Origin of the sequence: Streptomyces sp. GMY02 (assembly GCF_019056675.1) — a bacterium.
Lineage (GTDB): Bacteria > Actinomycetota > Actinomycetes > Streptomycetales > Streptomycetaceae > Streptomyces > Streptomyces odonnellii.
In genome coordinates this window covers 211,571-232,805 of the sequence record NZ_CP077658.1, presented here as the reverse complement: position 1 = coordinate 232,805, position 21,235 = coordinate 211,571, and the positions used below count along the sequence as shown (strand labels likewise).

The following is a 21,235-nucleotide window of genomic DNA, read 5'->3' as shown; positions in this document are numbered from 1 at the left end:
GTCATCGGGCCACCGCCCCGGTCAGGCCGTCCTCGTCCCAGGCGCCCAGACGCGGGACCGCCGCCAGCAGAGCGCGGGTGTACGGTTCGGCCGGCCGGTCCACGATCGTGCCGGCGGGGCCCGATTCCACGAAACGGCCCTCCTTCATCACATGAATACGGTCGGAGACGACCCGGGCCACCCCCAGATCGTGGGTGATCATCAGCATCCCGATCCCCTCCACTTCCTGTAGCTCCATCAGCAGATCGAGGACACCCGCCTGCACCGTCGCGTCCAGCGCGGATGTCGGTTCGTCGGCGATCAGCAGCCGTGGTTCGGCCGCCAGCGCCACGGCGATCAGGATGCGTTGCAGCATCCCGCCGGAGAACTGGTGCGGATACGCCTTCCAGCGGGTCTCCGGCCGGGGGATGCGGACCTGGGCCAGCAGTTCCGTACCCTTCTCCCTCGTCTCGGCGCGGGACAGCCCCGGATGCCGCAGCCGCAGCGCGTCCCCGAGCTGACGGCCGATGGTGTGCACCGGACTGAGGGCCGTCATCGGGTCCTGCGGGATCAGCGACACCGTCCGCCCCCGCAGCGCCCGGGCGGCGCGCGGATCGGCGACGACATCCCGCCCCGCGATCCGTACCGACCCCGACAGCACCGCGAGCCCCTCCGGCAGCAGCCGCAGCACGCCCATCGCGGTGGTCGACTTGCCGGAGCCCGACTCGCCGATGAGCGTCACGGTCTCGCCCTCGCGCACCGTGAAGCTCACCCCGTCGACGGCGCGGATCACTCCATGCGAGGTGATCAGCTCGATCTGGAGGTTCTCGACATCCAGCAGCGGAACGCCGTCCAGCGGCGACACGTCCGTGGCCATGGCTCAGACTCCCTTCCCCGCGCGCGCACCGCGCGATGTGCGCGGCGCGCGCACGCCGCGCGGCAGCCGTGCCGTACGGGTGCGGTCGCGCAGCCCGTCGCCGATCAGATTGACGCCGACCACCAGCAGGGCGATCACCAGCCCTGGCAGGGTCACCAGCCACCATGAGGTGGTGATGTAGTCCTGGCCGTCGGAGATGATCCGGCCCCAGGTGGCGAACGGCCGCTGCGGGCCAGCCCCGAGGAAGCTCAGCGCGCTCTCCAGCAGCACCGCCTGGGCGAGCAGCAGCAGCACGACCAGGCTCGCCGGGCGCACGACATTGGGGATCACATGGCGGCCGAGCACCGACCAGCCGCGCAGTCCCAGCACCCGGGCGGCGGCCACATACGGTTTCTCGCGCTCCACCAGGACGAGGGAGCGGGTCAGTCGCGCGACCTCCGGCCACTGGGCCACCGCGATCACACAGGTGATGACGGTCACGGAAGGCCCGAACAGAGCGACCACGAGCAGCAGCATCATCAGCAGGGGCAGCGCGAGCTGCGCCTCCAGCAGCCGGGAGACGACCGTGTCGGCCCAGCCGCCGAAGAACCCGGCGGCAGCGCCCGCCGCGATACCGATCACCCCGGAGACCAGCACCGCCAGGATGCCGACGGTCAGGGACACCTGGCCGCCGTGCAGGACCCGGGAGAGCAGATCGCGGCCGAGCTGGTCCGTGCCGAACAGGTGCCCGTCGCTGAGCGGCGGCAGCCGGCGCTCCGACAGATCCTGCGCGTCGGCGCCGGGCAGCGGCAGTACGCGCGCCAGGGCGACCGGCAGTACGACGAGGGCGGTGCAGACGGTCCCGGCCCACAGTTTGAAGCGGGCGCCGCGCCGCTGCCGGGTCGCGGTGGCCCGGGCGAGATCGCGCGCGGTGACCGCGCTCGGCCTGCCGCCGGAGCCGGAGGACGGCGCGCCGGACGAGGCGGCGCTGCGCAGGGCGGTGGTCATGATCAGGCCGCCTTTCCGAGGCGTACCCGCGGATCGAGCAGCGGGTAGGCGAGGTCGACGAGAAGCTGGACAAGGATCGCGAGGGTCGCGGTGACCAGGACGGTGGCCTGGATCAGCGGGTAGTCCCGGGTCTCCAGGGCACGGACGACGAGCGAGCCGACACCGGGCCAGCCGAAGACGACCTCGACCACCACCACACCGTTGAGCAGTGCGGCGAAGCGGGTGCCGATGGCGGTGATCAGCGGCACCCCCGAGTTGCCGAGCGCGTACCGCCAGGTCAGCGCCCGCTCGGAGAAGCCCCGTGAGCGGGCCACGGTGATGTACGGAGAGTTGAGGGCCGTGGTCATCTCACGCCGTACCAGCCGCGATATCAGGGCGAGTTGGAGGATGGCGACGGTCACCGTCGGCAGGACCAGACCGCTCCAGGAGGTGAAGCCGGAGGCGGGCAGCACCGGCAGCAGCACGGCGAAGACGGTCAGCAGCATCACCCCGGTCCAGAAGTCCGGCATGGACTGCCCGGTGATGGTGAGGACGTTGGCGCCCAGTTCGCGCTTCGAGTCGGCGCGGCGCGCCATCCACACTCCGAGCGGTACGGCGACGACGGCGGTGACGGCGATCGCGGCGACGGCCAGGGTGATGGTGTAGGGCATCCGGTCCAGAACCACATCGAGGGCCGGGGCACGGAAGGAGTAGCTGGTGCCCAGGTTTCCCGTGAGCAGATCGCGCAGGAAGATCCCGTACTGCTGGATCAGTGGCTGATCCAGTCCGAACTCCCCGCGGATCCTGGCGAGATCGGCGGTGGTGGCGGTGGGGCCCGCGTACGCGGCGGCCGGGTCGCCGGGGGCGAGCCGTACCAGCAGGAAGACCGTGGTCAGGGTGAGAAAGACGGTGAGCAGGCTCTGGCCGAGCCGGCGGGCGAGATACTTCGGCACGGCTCAGCCCTCCAGCCGTACGGCGGACAGGTCATAGGAGTTGATCGTCAGCAGCGACAGGCCCCGCACCCGGTCCCTGCGGGCGAGCAGGGTTTTCGGGGCGAAGGCCCAGAGGCTGGGCCATGTCTCCCAGATCGCTTGCTGCACGGTGGCCAGCTTTCTGGTGCGCTCGGTGTCGTCCACCTCGGTGGCCGCGGCGGAGAGCTGCCGTTCGACGCTCGGTACGACATAGCCCATGAAGGCGTCGCGGGTACGTTCCTTCGCGGCGGTCCCGCCGTACATGCCCTGGAGTGTGGTGAGGGCCTGGCCGGTCGGGCTGCCGTAGCCGTTGCCGATGACGTCCCAGTCACCGGCCCGGCCCTGGCGCCAGGTGAGGATGTCGCCGCCCGGCTCGAACTGCTGGAGCGAGGCCCGTACCCCGACCGCCTTCAGCATGTCGAGGACGGCCTCCATCACCGAGGTGTCGGCGGCGAACTCCCCGCTCTCCCAGATGACTTTGACCTTCAGTTCACCGGCACCCAGGGAGGCCAGCAGGGCACGCGCCCTGCCGGGGTCGTAGGTGTACGAGCCGGTCCGCGCGGCGCCTTCGAGGGCGAGCGGCACCACACCGCCGGCCTCCTCCGCCGAGCCGTTCAGCACGTCGTTGATCAGGGCGTCGCCGTCGATCGCGTAGGCCAGCGCCTGCCGGACCCGGGGATCGGCGAGCGGATGCCCCTTCGGCTTGCGGAAGTTGTAGAAGAGCTGGCACATGCGGACGCCCGAGGTCTCCTCGACCTCGACCCCGGGCAGACCGGTCAACTGGTCGGCGGAGTCGGGGGTCAGGGTGTCGACGACATCGAGTTCGCCGCTGCGCAGCGCGACCACCCGGCTGGACTCCTCCGGTACGAACCGCACCCGTACGGTGTCGATCCGCGGGCGCGGCCCCCAGTACCGGGGATTGCGCCCGAGGGTGTACTCACCGGCGCCGCCGTTCGCCTTCAGCACCTCGTACGGACCGGTGCCGAGGCCGCTCTGCAACTCTTCCGGCTTGTTGGCCGCGGCCGGGGTGATGTGGATATTGGCCATCAGCCGGTCCAGTACCGGCACGGGCTTCCTGGTGTGCAGCAGAAAGGTCCTGGCCCCGGTCTTCTCCACGGTGGGCAGCTCGGGGAAGAGACCGAGGAGGAACGAACCGTTGACCTGTCCGTACATCCTCAGGGCGGTGGCGACATCCTCGACGGTGACGGGGCTGCCGTCCGAGTAGCGGATGTCCTCGCGCAGCCGTACCGCCCAGGCGGTGGGCTCGGCCATCTCGAACCGTTCGGCCAGCACGAGCCGCGGCTTCATACCGGGGCCGATACGGGTGAGGGCCTGCCGTACCGCGCGCTGCACGGTGACCGCGGCGTCGAACTGGTTGAGCTTGTTGTCGAGGCTCACCAGGGAGCGGTTCAGTCCGAGGGTGAGCGTGCCGGGGCCGGGGGCCCCGGTGGGTCCTGCGCAGGCGGCCAGCGGGGCGAGCGCCACACCCGCGCCGCCGGCGGCGCCCCAGCGCAGCAGGGTGCGGCGGCTGAGCGGCTCACGCGGCGGAGCACCGGCCGGCGTGCCGGGAGAAGCGCCGGAAGAAGCGCTCTGAGGGGTAGGGGTCATCGTCGACCTTCTCGGGTTCTGGGAGGCGACCGGCTCAACTGGGGATGCCCGGTCCGCCGGAGTGTGTCCGGTCTGTCCGGGACCAACAGGTGTCGCGCCGCACAAGGTGGCACGGTTGCGTGTTTCGCGCAAGGGGTCTCGCGCACTTCGCGCAGCATGTGTCATCATCAGGCACCGAGGCAGCCCGCCCCGGGCCGCCCGGAGGAGGTATCCGTGTCCCTCACGCCCAGCGGAGGCCGAACGCCCCGCCAGGTGCTGGCCCTCGCGGACGATCTGTCCGGCGCGGCCGAAACGGCTGCGGCGCTGTGCCTGCCCGCCAGGATCGTTCTGGGCCCTGCGGCCACGCGGTCTCCCGGTGCCGGCCGGGCCCTGGTCGTCGATCTCGACACCCGGCAGCGGGACGCGGACGACGCCGCCCGGATCGTCCGCGAGGCGGTACGGGGTGCCGGGCCCGGCACCGTACTGCTCAAGAAGACGGACTCCCTGCTGCGCGGCAATCTCGCCGCCGAGACCGCCGCCTACGCGGAGGGAGCCGCCGGACTGGTGATCGCCCCCGCGCTGCCCGCCGCCGGGCGCACCGTCCACGACGGCATCGTCCACCTGCGCGGACAGCCGCTCCACGACACCGACGCCTGGCGCGCGGAGACCCGGCCCGCACCGCGCTCGGTGGCCGCCGCGCTCGACGGCACACCGACCGCCGTCGTCCCGCTCACCGCCGTACGCGCGCCCCTCCCGGAGCTGACCGGGCGGCTGCGCGCGCTCGTGGAGGCCGGGCTCACACCTGTGTGCGACACCGAGTCGGACGGCGACCTCGACGCGATCGCGGCCGCCGCGCTCGGACTGGGGCCCGGCGTACGGCTCATGGGTACCGGCGGGCTTGCCGCCGCCCTCGGCCGGCTGCGTCCGGGAACCGACGGACCGTCACCCGTCCCCGCGCCCGGCGGCGTGCTCCCGCTGCTCGTCGTCGTGGGCACCGCCGAACCCGGAGCCGCTGCGCAGATCGCGCAACTCACCGCCGCCGGAGCCCGGCATGTCGCCCTGCCCGCCGAACTCCTCGCCGGAGCCGCCGGACCCGTCCCGCTCACCACAGGCCCGGACGACGCCGTCACCGTGGTGAGCGTCGAAGGCTCTCGGGGCATACGGCCCGGATCGGCCCGCCAGGTGGTCGCCGGACTCGCCCGGACCGTCGCCGCCGTGCCGTACCCCGCCGATCTCGTCCTCACCGGAGGCGAGACCGCGCGCCGTGTCCTGGACGCGCTCGGTGTCACCGAACTCCTGCCCGTGGGGGAGATCCACCACGGAGCCGTGCACAGCCGTACCGCCGACGGCCGGTCGGTGGTCACCCGCCCCGGCAGCTACGGCGATTCCGGCTCCCTGCTGCGGATCGCCCGCGCCCTCAGGCCGTACCAGCCTCTCGTGCCACCGCTCATACCCGCCGGTCCTCCGGCTCAAGTCCCCGCACCGCGCGCGGAGTTCACCGCGCCGCACCCCCCACCGCCCGTCTCACCCGTACCGCAAGGAGAAGCCCTGTGAACGCAGCCCCGACGACCGTCCCCGCGGAGCAGACCGACACCGCGGGCCGGCCGCTCCCGATCATCGCGGTCACCATGGGCGACGGCGCCGGCATCGGCCCCGAGGTGATCGTCCCGGCGCTGCTCCACGCCGATACCCTGCGCCGCTGCCGTCCCGTCGTCATCGGCGACGCGGAGCGGCTGCGCCGGGCCGTCGCCATCCTCGGTGCCGACTGCGAGATCGTGTCCGTCGGGAGCCCGGCGGAGGCGGTGCCGGGACCCGGCCGCATCCATGTCGTCGACCTCGGGCTGCTCCCCGCCGATCTGCCCTGGGGCAAGCTGTCCGCCGTCGCGGGCGACGCCGCGTACCAGTACGTACGGGTCGCCGCCGAACTCGCCATGAACGGCGAGGTGCAGGGCATCTGCACCGCCCCCCTCAACAAGGAGGCCCTGCACGCGGGCGGCCATCTCTACCCCGGGCACACCGAACTCCTCGCCGATCTCACCGGGGTCGAGGAGGTGTCGATGATGCTGTCGACACCCCGGGTGAAGGTCATCCATGTCACCACCCACATCGGACTGATCGACGCCGTCAACCGGATAGAACCCGGTCTGGTGGAACGGACCGTGCGCCGCGGCCATGAGGCGATGGTCCGCGCCGGTGTCGAGCACCCGGTCATCGGGGTCTGCGGGATCAACCCGCACGCGGGCGAGAACGGTCTGTTCGGCTACGGCGAGGAGGAGGAGAAGATCGTCCCCGCGCTGGAGATCCTGCGCGCCGACGGCATCGACGCGGCGGGACCGCTCCCCGCCGACACCGCCTTCTTCCTCGCCTCGCGCGGCGACTACGACCTGATCGTCGCCATGTACCACGACCAGGGCCACGGCCCCGTCAAGGTCATGGGCATCGAGGCCGGGGTCAATCTCACCGTCGGCCTGCCGGTCATCCGTACCTCCGTCGACCACGGCACCGCCTTCGACATCGCGGGTACGGGCAGGGCAGAGGCCGGTAGCATGGTCGAAGCCCTGCGCCAGGCCGCCGAGATGTCGGCCGCTCCGGCCCGTTGACCGCCGGTCCGCCGACCCCCGGCCCCCTGCCCACCGGCACCGGCCCGTCGGCCCCGGTTCGCCCGTACCAGAGGACAGAAGACTGATGTCTGCGACCGGATCGAACGCCCGGCGCGATCGTATCGTCCATCTCGCCACGACCACCGGGCTCGCCAGCGTCGAGGAACTCTCCCAGCTCTTCGGCGTCACGGCGTCCACCATCCGCCGCGATCTCGCCAAGCTGACCACCGACGGCCGGCTCGCCCGTACATACGGCGGTGCGATGGCGCTGGCCGCCCACCCCGAGGCCTCGCTCCGGCAGCGTACGGGCGAGGCCTTCGAGGCCAAGCGGGCCATCGCGCGCTGGGCGGCCGCCGAAGTACGGCCGGGGGAGTCGCTGTTGCTCGACGCGGGTTCGACGGTCGGGGCGCTCGCGCACGAACTGCGTACGGCGAAGGACGTCACCGTCGCCACCACGGGCCTGACGGCCCTTCAGGAACTGGCCGATGTCGAGACGGTCCATGTGGAGTGCCTCGGCGGTACGCTGCGGCCGCTCAGCCAGGGCTTCGTGGGACCGCTGACCGAAGCCGCCCTGGAACGGCTCACGTTCGACCGGCTCTTCCTCGGCACCGACGGCGTCTCGCCCCAGCACGGCATCTGCGAGGCCGATCTGCGCCAGACCCGGCTGAAGGAACTGATGGCGCGCCGCGCCGACCGGGTGTACGTCCTGGCGCACGCGGCGAAGCTGGGCCGCCGCCCCTTCCACGCCTGGACCCCGCTCAGGCCGGAGTGGACCCTCGTCACCGACGACGGCGCCGACCCCGAGACCGTAGAGGCGCTCCGCTCGCGCGGCGTCACGGTCGTACTGGCGAAGCGGGAAACGTAACCGGCGCGCTGGGCGAGCCGGTCCTGGAGGCCCCGTGGAGCGACGCTCCGCGGGGCCTTCCGGTCAAGTAAGGGCAGAGCGGTGCGAGCGGTGCAGCCCGCCACGGGCCGGTCCATTCACGCGCAATTGAACGCCCAATTCTGCTTGCTGACTTTTTGTCGCAGAATGCCAATCCGCGTAAGGGTCGACTTTCCCAGACCGACTTACTAGGATGCCCAACAAGTTCGGGGCGCCCGCATTGATTAGGACCAGTCGGGGTGTCCTATGGATCGTCTATTCATCTGCTGGCAAAGCAGGATTAAAGGCCCCTGGCCGGTCCCTGTGGGACGGTAAAGGGCACCGTGTCCTGAATAGCTGGTAGTGGGACGTGTCGCGCCATGACGGGGGAGTAGGAAATAGTGGGGCCTGGCAGAGGTCTGTACCACGGAAGAATGCGAAAGATTCCTTTCCGTGGATGTCCTGACGTCGCGGTGTGCCCAATTTTCGGCACTTTCACGCGCCGTGTACCCGAGTGCTGATTCGAGGGGCAGGAGTCGCGTGCGTTTCCAGCTTTTGGGCCCTTTGAGCATTGCCGAGGGCGAGGACGCCGTCGTCCTCAAACCGTCCAAACCGTCCAGCCTGCTGGCGGCTCTGCTGATCCACCCCGGATCCGTCGTCCCGACCGGTTACCTGCTCCGGGCCCTGTGGGACGAGGACCAGCCGGCCACCGCGAGAGCCGCGCTCCAGAGCTGTGTCCTGCAGGCTGCGCCGCCTCTTCACCAAGTACGGCGTCACGGGCAGCCTCATCGAGGCCGTGCCCGGCGGCTACCGGATGAACGCCGACGCCGACACCCTCGACCTGGTGCGCTTCCGCACCCTGGTACGGGCGGCGGACGGCGCGGCGGACGCCGAGAGCGAGCTGTACCGGCTCAAGGAGGCCCTCACCCTGTGGCAGGGGCCGCTGCTGGCGAACGTACCGTCCCCGATGCTCCACCGCGACGAGGTGCCGGGCCTGACCGAGGAGCGGCTGCGCGCCCTCGAACGGGCCTGTGACATCGAGCTCGCGCTGGGCCGATGTCGCCAGGTACTGGTCGACGTCTGGGAGGCCGCCCGCCGGCATCCGGGGCGCGAGAGATTCTCCGAACAGCTCATCGAAGCGCTCTACCGCACCGGCCGGCAGTCGGAGGCCCTCAGCGAGTACCGCTCGGTGAAGGGCCGGCTGGAGGAGGAGCTGGGCATCGACCCGGGGCCCGGACTCCAGCGGCTCGAACTCGCGATACTCCGGGGCGACGATCTCGGTCCCGCGGCCGTCGACCAGGCGGTTCCCCTTCCGGGCCGGGCGCAACTGGCCCTCGCGGAGGGGCCCGCGCGCCCGGCCCTGGCCGCCGCCCCGGCTCCCGTGGACACTCCGGCCGCCGCCCTCCCGCCGGCACCCGCGTCCGTATCTCCCGTACCGCTCCCGGTACTTCCCGCACCGCTTCCCGTACCGCCCGTGCCGTCCTTCACCGGCCGGGCCGCCGAGCGGGCCGCGATCAACGCCGGCCTCACCGCGAAGGTCCCGGGCGCCGCCACCGTCGTGGTGCTCTCCGGAGCCCCCGGAATCGGCAAGACCGCGCTGGCCCTCCAGACCGCGTACGACTGCCAGGAGGGTTTCCCCGGCGGGGTGTTCATCCTCGCCATGACCCGCCCGGACGGATCGTCCGTCACCCCCGCCGAGGCGATGGCGGACCTCCCCGCGCCCGGCACCGCCGCAGGGCGGATTCTGCTCGTACTCGACGATGTCACCGGCGCCGACCAGGTACGGCCGCTGCTCCCGGCGGCGGCCGGCGGTGCCGCCGTCGTCACCAGCAGACGCGGTCTGGCCGGTCTGGTGGCCACCCACGGCGGCACCGTCCACCGGCTCTCCACACTGGACCCCGAGGAGTCCCTGGAGCTGCTGGCGGCCACCCTCGGCCCGGCCCGGGTGAACGCGGAACCCGCCGCCGCCCGCGAACTCGCCCGTATCTGCGGGCACTTCCCGCTCAGTCTGCGGATCGCGGCGGCCCGGCTGCTCACCCGGCCGGGGCTGCGCATCGACGACTGCGTGGCCTGGCTGGCCGAGGATCTGCCCGCCCGGCTCTCCCTCGCCGACGACCCGCGGATGTCCGTACCGCATGTGTTCGGCGGGGCACTGCACCGGCTGGAGCCGCGCTGGCAGGAGGCCTTCCGCCGGCTCGGTGACCGACTCGGCGAGCACGAAGGGCTGTTGCTCTCCTCCGGCACGCTCGGCGGCTCCGCCGAGGCGGAAGAGGCGCTGGAGCGGCTCGCCGACGCCGGGCTGCTCGAAGAAGGGCCTCCCGGCCCCTACCGCATCCATCAACTGCTGAAAATCTACGCGCGTCGTCAGGCGCGCGAATGGAACCGGAGCAGGACGGCCACCGCGCCCCACTGACGGGCGATGCCCGACCTCGAACGATCCCGCCACCTTGTCCACGCATCCAGGGGTGTCATTCACATGGGCTCAACCTACGAAGCCGTCGCCGCGACCCGTCCGCGTATCCGCCGGGACGTCCTGTTCACCGAGACGGCGGACGGAGTGCTGTTCCACAACGCCGACGGCGGGTTCCAGCTCACCGCCAAGGCGGCCTACCGCTTCGCCACACTGATCGTCCCGCACCTGACCGGGGACCACACGGTCGCGGACATCTGCCAGGGCCTCGGCGACCGGCAGCGCGCCATGGTCGGAGAGCTGGTGAAGAGCCTGTACGAGAGGGACTTCGCCCGCGCCGTGCCGCAGACCGGGGCCGGGACCGAGGCGGTGGACACACCGCCCGACGTGGCCCGGCGCTATGCCCCGCAGATCGCCTATGTCGACCACTACTCCGACGACGCGGAGGCCCGCTTCCGGCGCTTCACCACCGCGCGGGTGGCCGTCCTCGGCGACGACGAAATGGCCCGCTGGTGTGTGCTCAGCCTGATCCGCAACGGCTGCGCCACCATCGGCGTCCAGCCCGGACTCGCGGGCGAGGACCGGGAGATCATCGAGGCCGAGGCATGGGAGGCCGCGGCCGACGGCTGCCCGGTGGCCCTCCTCGGCATCCCGGACGGCGGACCGGGCCGGCCCCTGGGCTGGTCGGACCTGGACACGTACGACATCGTCGTGGTGACCGGCGGACCCGCCGCGCCGACGCGGCTGTTCCCGCTGCTGAGCGCGGGTGTTCCCGAGGGACGCACCCTGCTGCCCGCCTGGTCGTACGGTCACCACTGCGTCGTCGGACCGCTGATGACGGCCGGCACCCCGGGCTGCTGGGCGTGCGCGGCGCTGCGTATCGGCTACCACGAGGAGACGGGCGCCGGCGCCGACATCTGGAGTTCGCTGGCACTGCCCGGCACCGTCCCGGCCGGTGAACTCCCGAGCCGTCCGCTGGCCGCCATGATCGGCAATCTGCTGGGGTACGAGATCTTCCGCCTCACCACCGGCGCCCTGACCGCCGAGACGGCGGGCCGGCTGGTCGTCCAGGACATGCGGTCCCTGGACGTGTCCACCGAACCTCTGCTGCCGCACCCGCGCTGCCCGTTCTGCGCGGCGGCCGGAGCGAGCGACGAAGCGGCGGCCGTCGATCTCACCACGGCGGGCAGCGACACCCTGCCCATGCCGACGGTGGCCACCGCGCGGGACGCCGACGCGCTGGTGGAGGAGCTGAACCGCCGGTCCGTGCTGGTCGGGCCGAAGGCCGGGGTCTTCACCCGGTTCGCCGACGAGCCGCTCACCCAGATCCCGCTCAAGGCCACCGTCCTCGAACTGGGCACCGGGCACGGCACTTCGCGCCGTATCGCCGCCTTCGACGTCCACCATGTCGCGGGCGCCCGGCTCCGGGCGCTGAACGCGGCGGCCGAGGTGTACGCCGAGCATGTCGCGCCCACCACAGGCATCCTGACGGGGCATCAGCTCGAAGCGGTACGAGCGGAGGTCTGCTCCCTGGAGCCCGCCGCGCTGACCACCGCTGGGCCGGTGCCGGCCGCCGCCGAGCGGGTGGCCGAGTGGACCGTGGCCACCTCGCTGCTGACCAAGGAACAGGCACTGGTGCCGGCCGCGGCGGTACGGACCTTCGGCCGCCACAACGCCGACCGGCTCTTCGAGCCGACCCGGGCCGGGACCGGCGCGGGCGCCTCGGCCGCGGAGGCCGCAGCCGACGGCCTGCTCTCCGCGCTCGCCCATTCCGCCCTGACCCGGGCGCTGCGCGGCGGACCGGTCAGCCGCACACCGCTGAAGACACTTGGCGAGGGCCCGGACGCCGACGCCGAACTGACCTTCCTGATCCGCTCCGCCGCCGTCCTCGACATCGGCCTGGAACTGCTCGATCTGGGCGAGAGCGTCCGCTCCGGCGTCCATGTCCTGCTCGCCCGGGGCGCCGGCGGCTGGGCCGTCGGCAGCGAGACGAGCTGGCGGCGCGCCGCGTCCGCGGCCGTACGCGATCTGCTCGGCGCGGTGCAGCTCGGGCGCGAGGAGACGGCCGCGCACTTCGACACCGGGGACCCGCTGCTGCGCGACCTCGACCCGGTGACCCTCGACGCCGGTGACGCCGACGGCCTGCCCGCCGCCGCGGACCGGGAGGCGACACCCTGGTCCGAGGTGCTCGACCGGCTCGCGGCCGCCGGGCGCGACGCCCTGGTGGTGCCGACCGGGTCCGCCGATCTGGCCGCCGCCGGAATCAGGACCGCCCGGGTGCTCCTCACCACGGAGGCTCTTCGTGGCGCCTAGGGTCTTCTCCGCGCGCCCGGCCGGTCTCGCGGACTTGGCCGGCGGCGCGCGGCTCCGGCTGGACGAACTTCTGGGGCGCGCCCTGGAACGGCTCGGCGGGCCCGAGGCGGAGATCGGCGTACTCGGCCTCGGCGACGCGTTTTCGCCCGAGCCGTCGGACGGGGAGCATCAGGACCGTACGGAACCGGCCGTTCCCGTGCAGGTGTACGCCGGACATGCCGTCGTCGGGCCGCTGCCCGCTGGCGACGGCTCGTCCGCCGCGCCCTGCCCCCGCTGTCTCGCCCGCCGCTGGCAGGCCGTACGGTCGGTGGCGCTCCGCGATGCCCTGGAACTGGGCGGGGAGACCCGGGCCGCCGGTGAATGGCCCTACGCGACCCCCTTCGCGGCCGACGCCCTCGCCGCGCTCGTCACCGCCCTGCGGGACCAACCCCCGCCGACGGCGGCCCGTTCCCCGCGATCCGGCTGCTGGACCTCCGTACCCTCACCGTCCGCCACTACCCCCTCGTACCCGATCCCGAGTGCCTGCGCTGCGCCACGCCCCGCACCGACACCGCCGAGGACGCCCGGATCACCCTGCGCCCCGCCCCCAAGCACCGGGCGGGCACCTTCCGGCTGCGCCCCATCGAGTCGTACGACATCGATGTGGCCGCGTTCGCGAACCCGGTGTGCGGCGCGCTCGGGCCCTCCGTCGTCCATGACGTCTCCTCCACCTCCACCTCGGCGACCATCGGCTGCTTCTCGATGCGCTCGGGCGAGTATCTGCGCGAGACGTTCTGGGGCGGCCACGCCGACTCGTTCGGCCGGAGCAACCGGATCGGCGTCCTCGAAGGCATGGAGCGGTACGCCGGAATGCGGGCGCGCTCCCGGGTCACCAGCGTGACCGGAAGCTACGAGGAGTTCGGGGCCGACGCCGTCGACCCCCGTGAAGTCGGCCTGTACGCACCGGAGTTCTACCGCGACAACCCCAAGGTCCGGCCCTTCGCGCCCGACCGCCGGATCCCCTGGGTGTGGGGCCATTCACTGCGCGACGACAAGCCGCGCCTGGTGCCGGAAGTGCTGACGTACTATCACGCGCCCGGTCTGGAGAACAGATTCGTCCAGGAGAGCTCCAACGGCTATGCCTCCGGCGGCTGTCTGGAGGAGGCGATCTACTTCGGGCTGATGGAGGTCATCGAGCGGGATGCCTTCCTGCTGACCTGGTACGGGCAGCAGCCCCTGCCCGAGATCGACCCGGCCACCAGCGACCGCCCCGCCACCCGGCACATGGTCGACCGGCTGGCGATGTACGGCTACCGTGCCCGGTTCTTCGACACGCGGATCACCTTCCCCGTCCCGGTGGTCACCGCCGTCGCGGAACGCTTCGACGGCGGTCCGGGACGGATGTGCTTCGGCGCGGGCGCCGGGCTCGACCCCGAGTCCGCGCTCGACTCGGCGCTCTGCGAGATCGCGACCGACGCGGTGAACCTCCAGGGGCGCACCGAGCGCGACGAGACCCGGCTGCGTGCCATGGCCGAGGACTTCGCGCAGGTGACGGCCCTGCACGACCATCCGCTGGTGTACGGCATCCCGGAGATGGGCGAGTACGCCGGGTTCCTCCTCGGCGACAGGGGCGCACGGCGGCAGGACCCGCCGGAGCCGCCGCGCGCGGTCGCCGATCTCCGCTGGCCGGATCCGTCCGGCGCGCCCGCCGCCCCGGATCTGCGCGAGGATCTGCGGCGCTGTGTCGACGCGGTGACCTCGGCCGGCTTTGACGTGGTCGTCGTGGACCAGACCATGCCCGAGCAGCGCAGGCTCGGCCTGCACACCGTCAGTGTCCTCGTCCCGGGTCTGCTGCCGATCGACTTCGGCTGGTCCCGGCAGCGCGCCCGCACCATGCCCCGGATGCGTACCGCGCTGCGTACGGCGGGACTGCGTGACCGCGATCTGACGCCGGAGGACCTCAACCCGGCGCCCCACCCCTTCCCGTGAACCCGTTTTCCGTGCACCCACCGTCCAGCAGAGAGGAGCGTCCCGTGGGCTACGCCCATGACTATGCGGCAGCGATCATGCAGCGCGGCCGGATCCCGATGGAGCCCGCCGATTTCGTCCCCGACTGGGCGGACCGGCCCAGGAAGGCGAAGTACTACCCGGGCATCGGGGCGTTCCCCCTGCCGGAGACCGACTTCCCCGACGACGCGACCGTCGCGGCCGGCTGTCTGCCCCCGGCGGCGAGCACGGCGGGCGGCGGTCCTGGACAGCCGGGGAATTCCCAAGTCCCGTCCGGGGACCGGCCGTTCACCCTGGACGCGCTGTCCGGGATGCTGCGCGACTCGTACGGACTGACCGGCCGCAGGCTCGGTGTCCAGACCAATACCGACCTGGCGGCCCTGCCGCACTACACCCAGGCCAACTGGTCGCGCGGCACCGCCTCCGGCGGCGGCCTCTACCCCGTGAGCGTCTACTGGATCTCGGGACCCAGTGGCCCGGCCACCCCCGGTGTCCACTACTACTCGGCCCCGCACCACACCATGCAGCGCCTGGTCGCGGGGGATGTCACCGGCGAGGTGCGCGCGGCACTCGATGACGGAGCGGCCGGAGCGGACTGCGACCAGTTCCTGGTCCTGGGCATCAAGTACTGGCAGAACGCCTTCAAGTACAACAGCTTCTCCTTCCACGCCGTGAGCATGGATCTCGGCGCGATCCTCCAGACCTGGCGCATCTGGGCCCGCGCCCGTGGTCTGGAGGTCGAACCACTGCTGTGGTTCGACGAGCAGAGGCTCAGCCACGTACTCGGAGTCGACAACGCGGAGGAGGGCGTCTTCGCCGTCGTCCCGCTGACCTGGCAGGGCACCAGGCCCACCGCCCCCGCACTGCCCGCCCCGCCGGCCGCCCGCTACAGCGACTCCGAGCGCTCCCGCAGGATCCTGCGCTTCGAGACCCTGGAGCGGATCCACGCCGCGACCGCCGAGGGCGCCACCGACCGCCCGGCGCCGGGCGCGCTGGCCCCCGCCACCACCGTCCCGCCCGCCGGGACCGGAGTTACCGTGGCGCTGCCGGAGCCCGCGCTGCCGCCGGTCAGTGTCCGTACCGCACTGCGGGCGCGCCGGAGCAGCTTCGGCCGCTTCGACGCCAGTACGCCCCTGACCACCGCGCAGCTCGCCGCCACCCTCAGCGCCTGCGCCGCCGCCTCGCTCGGCAGTGACGCCGAACGGCCCGCCGCTCCGGGAGGCGGTCCCGGCCGGGATCTGCCCGCCGTTCCCGGCCTGGTCACGCTGTACGCCTTCGTCAGCCACGCCGAGGGCGTCGAGCCCGGCGCGTACGCCTACGACCCCGCCGCCCACGAGCTGCGCCTGGTGGTGCCGGGAGCACCGGGACCGTTCCTCCAGCGCAACTACTTCCTCTCCAACTACAACCTGGAGCAGGCCGGAGCCGTCCTCGTACCCACCATCCGCACCCACGCCGTCCTGGGCGCGGTCGGCGACCGGGGCTACCGGCTCGTCAACGGCACCATCGGAGCCGTCGCCCAGACCTTCTACACCGCGGCCTCGGCCCTCGGCCTCGGCGCGGGCGTCGCGCTCGGCTTCGACAACATCTCCTACATCGAGGAACTCGGCCTCGACCGCACCGGCGAGAAACCGCTGCTCATCATGTTGCTCGGCAACGAGCGGGCCCGGCCCGCCGACTTCCGCTACGAGATCGCCTGACCCGGGACGGGGGAGAACTGCCATGACACCGGGCACAAGCACCGGCACGCCCCAGGGCGCGCCCACCGAGGAAACCGACTGGCGGCCCGGCCGCCGCTTCATGCTGCGCGTCGCCGGGCTCCCGGTCGAGTCCGTGCACGCGCTGCGCTGCGCCGACAGCAGCCGCTGGTCCGACGACGTCCTCGCGGCCGAGGACCGGCTGCGTACCCGGGGAGCCGAACTCAGCGACCTGCTGCACGAGGTGGTACGCGCCACCGATGTCTCCCCGGACGGCGACGGCGCCGCCCAGCGCCGTGAACTGCTCGCCCTGCGCCGCCAGATCTTCAACAACAAGCTGCCCGCCGCCCCCGACGCCGCCGTACGGCTGGTCGCCGCGCTCGACCCGGACGCCGCGGAACCGACCGCCGAGTGGCTCAGGGACCGCAGACACCTGGAGAAGCTGCGGGCCGAGGGCGCGCCGCTGCTCGCCGCCGATCTCGACAGGACCCGTGCCGCGCTGCGCGGTCTGCTCACCGAGGACCGGCTGCGCTGCGGACTCCTGCTCGCCTCGCCGACCCTGGAGGGACAGCTCGACGCCTATGCAGGCAAGGCCGGTTCGGGCGCGCCGCCCGACAAGCGGATGCGCAAGATCGAGCGCTCGGTGCTCGCGTATCTCTACCGGACGGCCTGCAAGACCAGCCCGTTCAGCACCTTCACCGGCGTGGCCACCGGTCTCTTCGACGAGGACGGCACGGATGCGGACCTCCACGTGGAGGACCGGTGGACCAGCCACGTACGGCTCAATGTCGTCGTCCTGGGCCGGCTCGCCGAACTGATCCTCGCCGACCCCGCCCGCCGGGGCGATCTGCCCGTACGGCTGGCCTCCGGCTGGGAGCGCGACGACGACCGGATCCGTTATGTACGCCAGTGGATCACCGCGGGCGACGACTCGGCCGCCGTCACCTTCGACGCGGTCAAGGACCGGCTGTTCTTCCTGCGCCGCAGCGGCACCCTGGACCGGCTGCTCGCCCTCTTCGACACCGGCCGCGAGCTGCGTTACCACGATCTGGTCGACTGGCTGCGCACCGAGCACGGCGCGGAGCCCGAGCAGTGCGAGACCTATGTGGCGGCGCTGCTCCAGCTCGGCATGGTGCGCGTCCCCTGCCTGGACACCGATGTCCATAGCCCCGATCCGCTGCGCTCCTTCCGTACCGCGCTCGGCGGACTCGGGCGGACCTGGGCCGACGCACTCGCCGCCGCCCTCGAAGGACCGGTCTCCGCCATCGACCGCTTCCCCGCCGCCGGCCGTGCCGAACGTGCGGAACTGCTGCGGGAGTTGCGCGCCGGACTGCGCGACGCCCAGGCCCTGCTGAGCGACGGCGGGGCCACCCTGCCGCAGACGCTGCTGTACGAGGACGTCAGCGCGGGCCGTGCGGTGAGCTGCGGTCTGGGCGCCTGGACCGGACCGGCCGGCGGGGCGCTGCGCTCGGTCGAACGGATCCTGCCCGCCTTCGATCTGACGCTGCCTCAGCGCGTCACCTTCAAGGGCTTCTTCATGGCCCGTTACGGTCGGGGCGGCCGCTGCGACGATCTCCTGGGGCTCGTCCACGACTTCCACGAGGACTTCTTCGACCAGTACCTCTCCTTCGCCGGCAAGCGACGGCCGTTCGACGACCGGGGAGAATACGTACCGGAGGAGAACTGGCTGGGCCTGTCCGGGATCCGCGCCATCGATGAGGCCCGGAAGACCTTCATCTCCCGGATGCGGCAAGCCTGGGAGGCCCGTGGCGAGGCGGACGAGATCCGGCTCGGCGAGGCCGATCTCGCCCCGGTCGCCGAGGAACTCGCCCCGGTCGCGGGCGAGTTCGTACCGCAGTCGCACCATCTCCAGCTCGCCCGTGAGAACGGCGAACCGCTGACCGTACTCAACCGCTCCTACGGCGGGCTGTCCTTCCCCTTCAGCCGGTTCACCCATGTCTACGACCCGGAGAGCCCGGCGGCGGAGGCGGGGGCGTTCTCCCGGGAACTGCGCGACAGCGCCCGCGCCCGCACCCCCGACGGAGCGGTGCTGGCCGAGATCACCGGGGGAGCGGTCACCAGCAATCTCAATCTGCACAGCCCGCTCACCGACTACGAGATCGTCTGCCCCGGCGAGTCCAGCACGGTCCCCGAGGACCGGCGCATCCACCTCGACGACCTGTCCGTCGAGCACGACGAGACCACCGACCGGCTGGTCCTGCGCTCGGCCCGGCTCGGCCGCGAGGTCATCCCGGTCTACCTCGGCTATCTCGTACCGCTCGCCCTGCCGGAGATACCCCGCACCCTGCTGCTGATGTCCCCGACCTCGATGGCTCCCCTCGACGTGTGGGGCGGGGTCCCGGAGGGCGAGGCGCAGGACGGGGTCACCTCACGGCCCAGGGTGCGGTACGGCGAGGTCGTCCTGAGCCGCCGTAGCTGGGCCACCACGGCCGGCGCGCTGCCCGTGCGCACACCCGGCACCGGCGAGCACGAGTGGTACCTCGGCTGGCGGCGCTGGCAGCGCCGGCACCGGCTGCCCGACCGGGTGTTCGCGACCGTCTCCAGCGGACCCCGGGGCGGCGCCGGCGCCAAGCCGCAGTACGTCGACTTCCAGAGCTGTCTCTCCCTCACCGCCCTTGAAGCGCTCCCGACGCACCCCGACGACCGGGTCGTGCTGCGGGAGATGCTCCCCCTCCGAGGACGGGCTGCATGTCCGGTCCGCGCGCGGCAGCCATGTCGCCGAGCTGGCCGTGGAGACCTTCACCTTCACCCCGACCCGACGCACAGAGGGCGCCCCGACATGTCAGAGCTGACCCCCGCCCCCGGCGACTGGCAGGCCATCCACATCTTCTACGCCGCCAACCCGCAGCCCCTGCTGGTGAACTGCGTCCGGCCGCTTGTTGCCGGGCTGACCGCCGACGGACTGCTGGCCGGCCACTTCTTCATCAACTACTGGCTGGAGGGGCCGCATGTCCGCCTCCGGCTCAAGCCCGCCACCCCTGAGGACACCGCCGAGGTGCGCCGCCGCGCCGAGGAGGCCATCAGTGCCTTCCTCCGCGCCAGGCCCGCCCTCTACGAGGTCGACTCCGGCTTCCTCAACGAGTTCTACAACACCCTCTTCGAAATCGAGTTCCCCGAGGGCGACCGCGGTGCCTTCATGGACGCCGACGGCCGGATGAACCTGCGGCCCAACAACTCCTTCTCGTACGAGCCGTACGAGCCCGAATACGGCAAGTACGGCGGCCCGGCCGGGATCGAGCTGGCCGAATGGCATTTCGCGCACTCCAGCGATCTGGTCATGGACGCCTTCCGCACCATGAACCTCCATCTGCGGACCGTGCTGCTCGGTACCTCGGCGCAGCTCATGATGGTCATGGCGGGCTGTTTCCTGCCCGAGCGCGAGGAACTCGGCGGCTATCTCGACCGCTATTACGAGTTCTGGCACAAGGCCTTTCCCGGCACCGGATTCATCGGCTCCAAGGAGTACGACAAGAATTACGCGGAGATGGCCCCCGGTCTCGGCCGCCGATTCGAGGGAATCCGGCGGGCCGTCCGTACGGGGGAACTCGGCCGGCTGCCCGCCTTCCTGCGCGGCTGGGCCGAGCACTGCCTCGAACTCCGTGCCCACGCCGAGGAATTGACCGTCCAAGGCGAGCTGGTCTTCCGTTCCTGGGACGGTACGCGCGACGAGCAGGTCAGCGACCCGGCCGTGGCGTTGCCCCTGCTCCTCTCGCCCTATATGCACATGACCAACAACCGGCTGCATGTGACGATCCGCGACGAGGCCTATCTGTCGCACGTACTCGGCCGGGTCCTGCGCGAGGACACCACCGGCACCCCGGCCCCGGCGGCGATCCCATGAGCGGTAACCCCGCCCGGCCCGCGGACTCCGCCGGACTCCTCTCCCACCGCCCGGCGCTGCGCCCCGGCATCCTGCTGAGCCCCGCCCTGCTGCACGGCCCCGCCACCGTGCATCTGATCAAGGACCCGGACGGCGGCGCCGCCTTCGAGGTCGGAGTGAAGGAGTACTTCCTGATCGCCCGGCTCGACGGTGCGCGCAGCCTGGCCGAGATCGGCGACGAGTACGCCGACGCCTTCGGCAAACGGCTCGCCGAACCGCACTGGCGCCAACTCCTCCAACTCCTGGGCGCCCGGGGCCTGCTGGCAGGCGCACCGCCTCGGCCGGCCCCGGACACCCCCGCGGCCGGACCGTTCAACGGCACCCTGCTGCGCGGCACCATGCGGCTGGTCGCCGACGCCGACGCCACCACCGGCCGGCTCCACCGGCTGCTCCACCCCGCCCTGCGCGCCCCGGTCCTGCTTCCGCTGGCCGCGCTCATGGCGGCCATGGAGATCCTGCTGGCGTCGGCGCTGCCCCGACTGGCCGACGACACCTGGTGGCTGTTCCACCAGCCCGTCGCCCTGGTGGCGGTCTTCACCCTGCTCTGGCTCAGCACGGCACTGCACGAACTCGCCCATGGAATCGCCGCCCGGCACTACGGCGGCACCGTCAGCGAGATCGGGCTGCGCTGGCGGCTGCCCATGGCCGTGATGTACTGCACGGTCGACAACTACCGCTATCTTCGGACGCGTTGGCACCAGTGCGCGGTGGCGGGCGCGGGGGCCTTCGCCAACCTGCTGTTCCTGCTGCCGTTCCTCGCCTGGTGGGCGGCGCTGCCCGACGGGGACCCGACCCGCCGCTTCCTGTCCGGCCTGCTGCTGCTCGGCAGCGCCCAGTCCCTGGTCAATCTGCTGCCCCTGCCCCCACTTGACGGGTACACGATGCTCGGCCACGCTCTGCGCGTCTCCCACCTCGCACCCGAGAGCGGGCGGTATCTGCGGCTGCGCCTGAACGACCGGCAGGCCGCCGCCGCGTACCCCCGCCGGGCCCGCGCCCTCTACCTCGGGTACGCGGTGGGGTCGGCCCTGCTTGTCGTACTCCTGCTGGCGGCCCTGGCAACAGGCCTGTATTTCCAACTAGTTCACTGAC

The 21,235-nt window shown here is 72.1% G+C and carries 12 protein-coding genes and 3 pseudogenes; 10 read left to right on the top strand and 5 right to left on the bottom strand.

What is annotated here, in order from left to right; genetic code table 11:
- Position 1 precedes the first annotated feature (1 nt).
- The 4 genes from KQY30_RS00935 to KQY30_RS00920 are packed head-to-tail and all read right to left on the bottom strand — an operon-like array spanning position 2 to position 4,401.
- Positions 2-856 (bottom strand): ABC transporter ATP-binding protein, encoded by an 855-nt coding sequence (locus tag KQY30_RS00935; protein ID WP_217305100.1) that lies wholly within the window; start codon positions 854-856, stop codon positions 2-4.
- Between the two features lie 3 nt (positions 857-859).
- The gene (locus tag KQY30_RS00930) at positions 860-1,843 is read right to left on the bottom strand and encodes an ABC transporter permease (protein ID WP_217305099.1); all 984 of its coding nucleotides are present in this window, start codon (positions 1,841-1,843) and stop codon (positions 860-862) included.
- Positions 1,844-1,845: 2 nt separating this feature from the next.
- Positions 1,846-2,775: an ABC transporter permease gene (locus KQY30_RS00925; RefSeq protein ID WP_046505504.1), complete on the bottom strand. Its 930-nt coding sequence runs from the start codon at positions 2,773-2,775 to the stop codon at positions 1,846-1,848.
- Between the two features lie 3 nt (positions 2,776-2,778).
- On the bottom strand, positions 2,779-4,401 hold the full coding sequence (locus KQY30_RS00920) for an ABC transporter substrate-binding protein (RefSeq protein ID WP_217305098.1): 1,623 nt from the start codon (positions 4,399-4,401) through the stop codon (positions 2,779-2,781).
- Between the two features lie 213 nt (positions 4,402-4,614).
- Here KQY30_RS00920 and KQY30_RS00915 point away from each other — a divergent pair, with 213 nt between their 5' ends.
- From KQY30_RS00915 to KQY30_RS00895, 5 genes and pseudogenes are all read left to right on the top strand, one after another.
- Positions 4,615-5,934, top strand: a complete 1,320-nt coding sequence (locus KQY30_RS00915; protein WP_254406859.1) for a four-carbon acid sugar kinase family protein — start codon at positions 4,615-4,617, stop codon at positions 5,932-5,934.
- On the top strand, positions 5,931-6,980 hold the full coding sequence (gene pdxA, locus KQY30_RS00910; RefSeq protein WP_254406858.1) for a 4-hydroxythreonine-4-phosphate dehydrogenase PdxA: 1,050 nt from the start codon (positions 5,931-5,933) through the stop codon (positions 6,978-6,980). The genes KQY30_RS00915 and pdxA overlap by 4 nt, the downstream gene beginning before the upstream one ends.
- An 85-nt stretch (positions 6,981-7,065) precedes the next feature.
- On the top strand, positions 7,066-7,845 hold the full coding sequence (locus KQY30_RS00905; protein ID WP_217305096.1) for a DeoR/GlpR family DNA-binding transcription regulator: 780 nt from the start codon (positions 7,066-7,068) through the stop codon (positions 7,843-7,845).
- 537 nt (positions 7,846-8,382) lie between these two features.
- Positions 8,383-10,255, top strand: a pseudogene (locus tag KQY30_RS00900) (BTAD domain-containing putative transcriptional regulator).
- Positions 10,256-10,318: 63 nt separating this feature from the next.
- Positions 10,319-12,565, top strand: a complete 2,247-nt coding sequence (locus tag KQY30_RS00895; protein WP_217305095.1) for a TOMM precursor leader peptide-binding protein — start codon at positions 10,319-10,321, stop codon at positions 12,563-12,565.
- On the opposite strand, the gene KQY30_RS36015 is transcribed toward KQY30_RS00895, so the two are convergent.
- Entirely contained in the window at positions 12,537-12,782 is a 246-nt protein-coding gene (locus tag KQY30_RS36015) for a hypothetical protein (protein ID WP_254407749.1), read from the bottom strand. The genes KQY30_RS00895 and KQY30_RS36015 overlap by 29 nt on opposite strands.
- Here KQY30_RS36015 and KQY30_RS00890 point away from each other — a divergent pair.
- The 5 genes and pseudogenes from KQY30_RS00890 (at position 12,678) to KQY30_RS00870 (ending at position 21,234) form a co-directional block, all read left to right on the top strand.
- Positions 12,678-14,533, top strand: a pseudogene (locus KQY30_RS00890) (TOMM precursor leader peptide-binding protein). The gene KQY30_RS36015 and the pseudogene KQY30_RS00890 overlap by 105 nt on opposite strands.
- Before the next feature lie 44 nt (positions 14,534-14,577).
- Positions 14,578-16,248 (top strand): SagB family peptide dehydrogenase, encoded by a 1,671-nt coding sequence (locus KQY30_RS00885; protein WP_217305094.1) that lies wholly within the window; start codon positions 14,578-14,580, stop codon positions 16,246-16,248.
- A gap of 22 nt (positions 16,249-16,270) precedes the next feature.
- Positions 16,271-19,058, top strand: a pseudogene (locus KQY30_RS00880) (lantibiotic dehydratase).
- Positions 19,046-20,107, top strand: coding sequence for a lantibiotic dehydratase C-terminal domain-containing protein (locus KQY30_RS00875; protein ID WP_217305093.1), 1,062 nt, complete (start codon positions 19,046-19,048; stop codon positions 20,105-20,107). Before KQY30_RS00880 ends, KQY30_RS00875 begins: the two are co-directional and overlap by 13 nt.
- Positions 20,104-21,234 (top strand): peptidase M50, encoded by a 1,131-nt coding sequence (locus KQY30_RS00870; RefSeq protein WP_217305092.1) that lies wholly within the window; start codon positions 20,104-20,106, stop codon positions 21,232-21,234. Before KQY30_RS00875 ends, KQY30_RS00870 begins: the two co-directional genes overlap by 4 nt.
- Position 21,235: the final 1 nt, after the last annotated feature.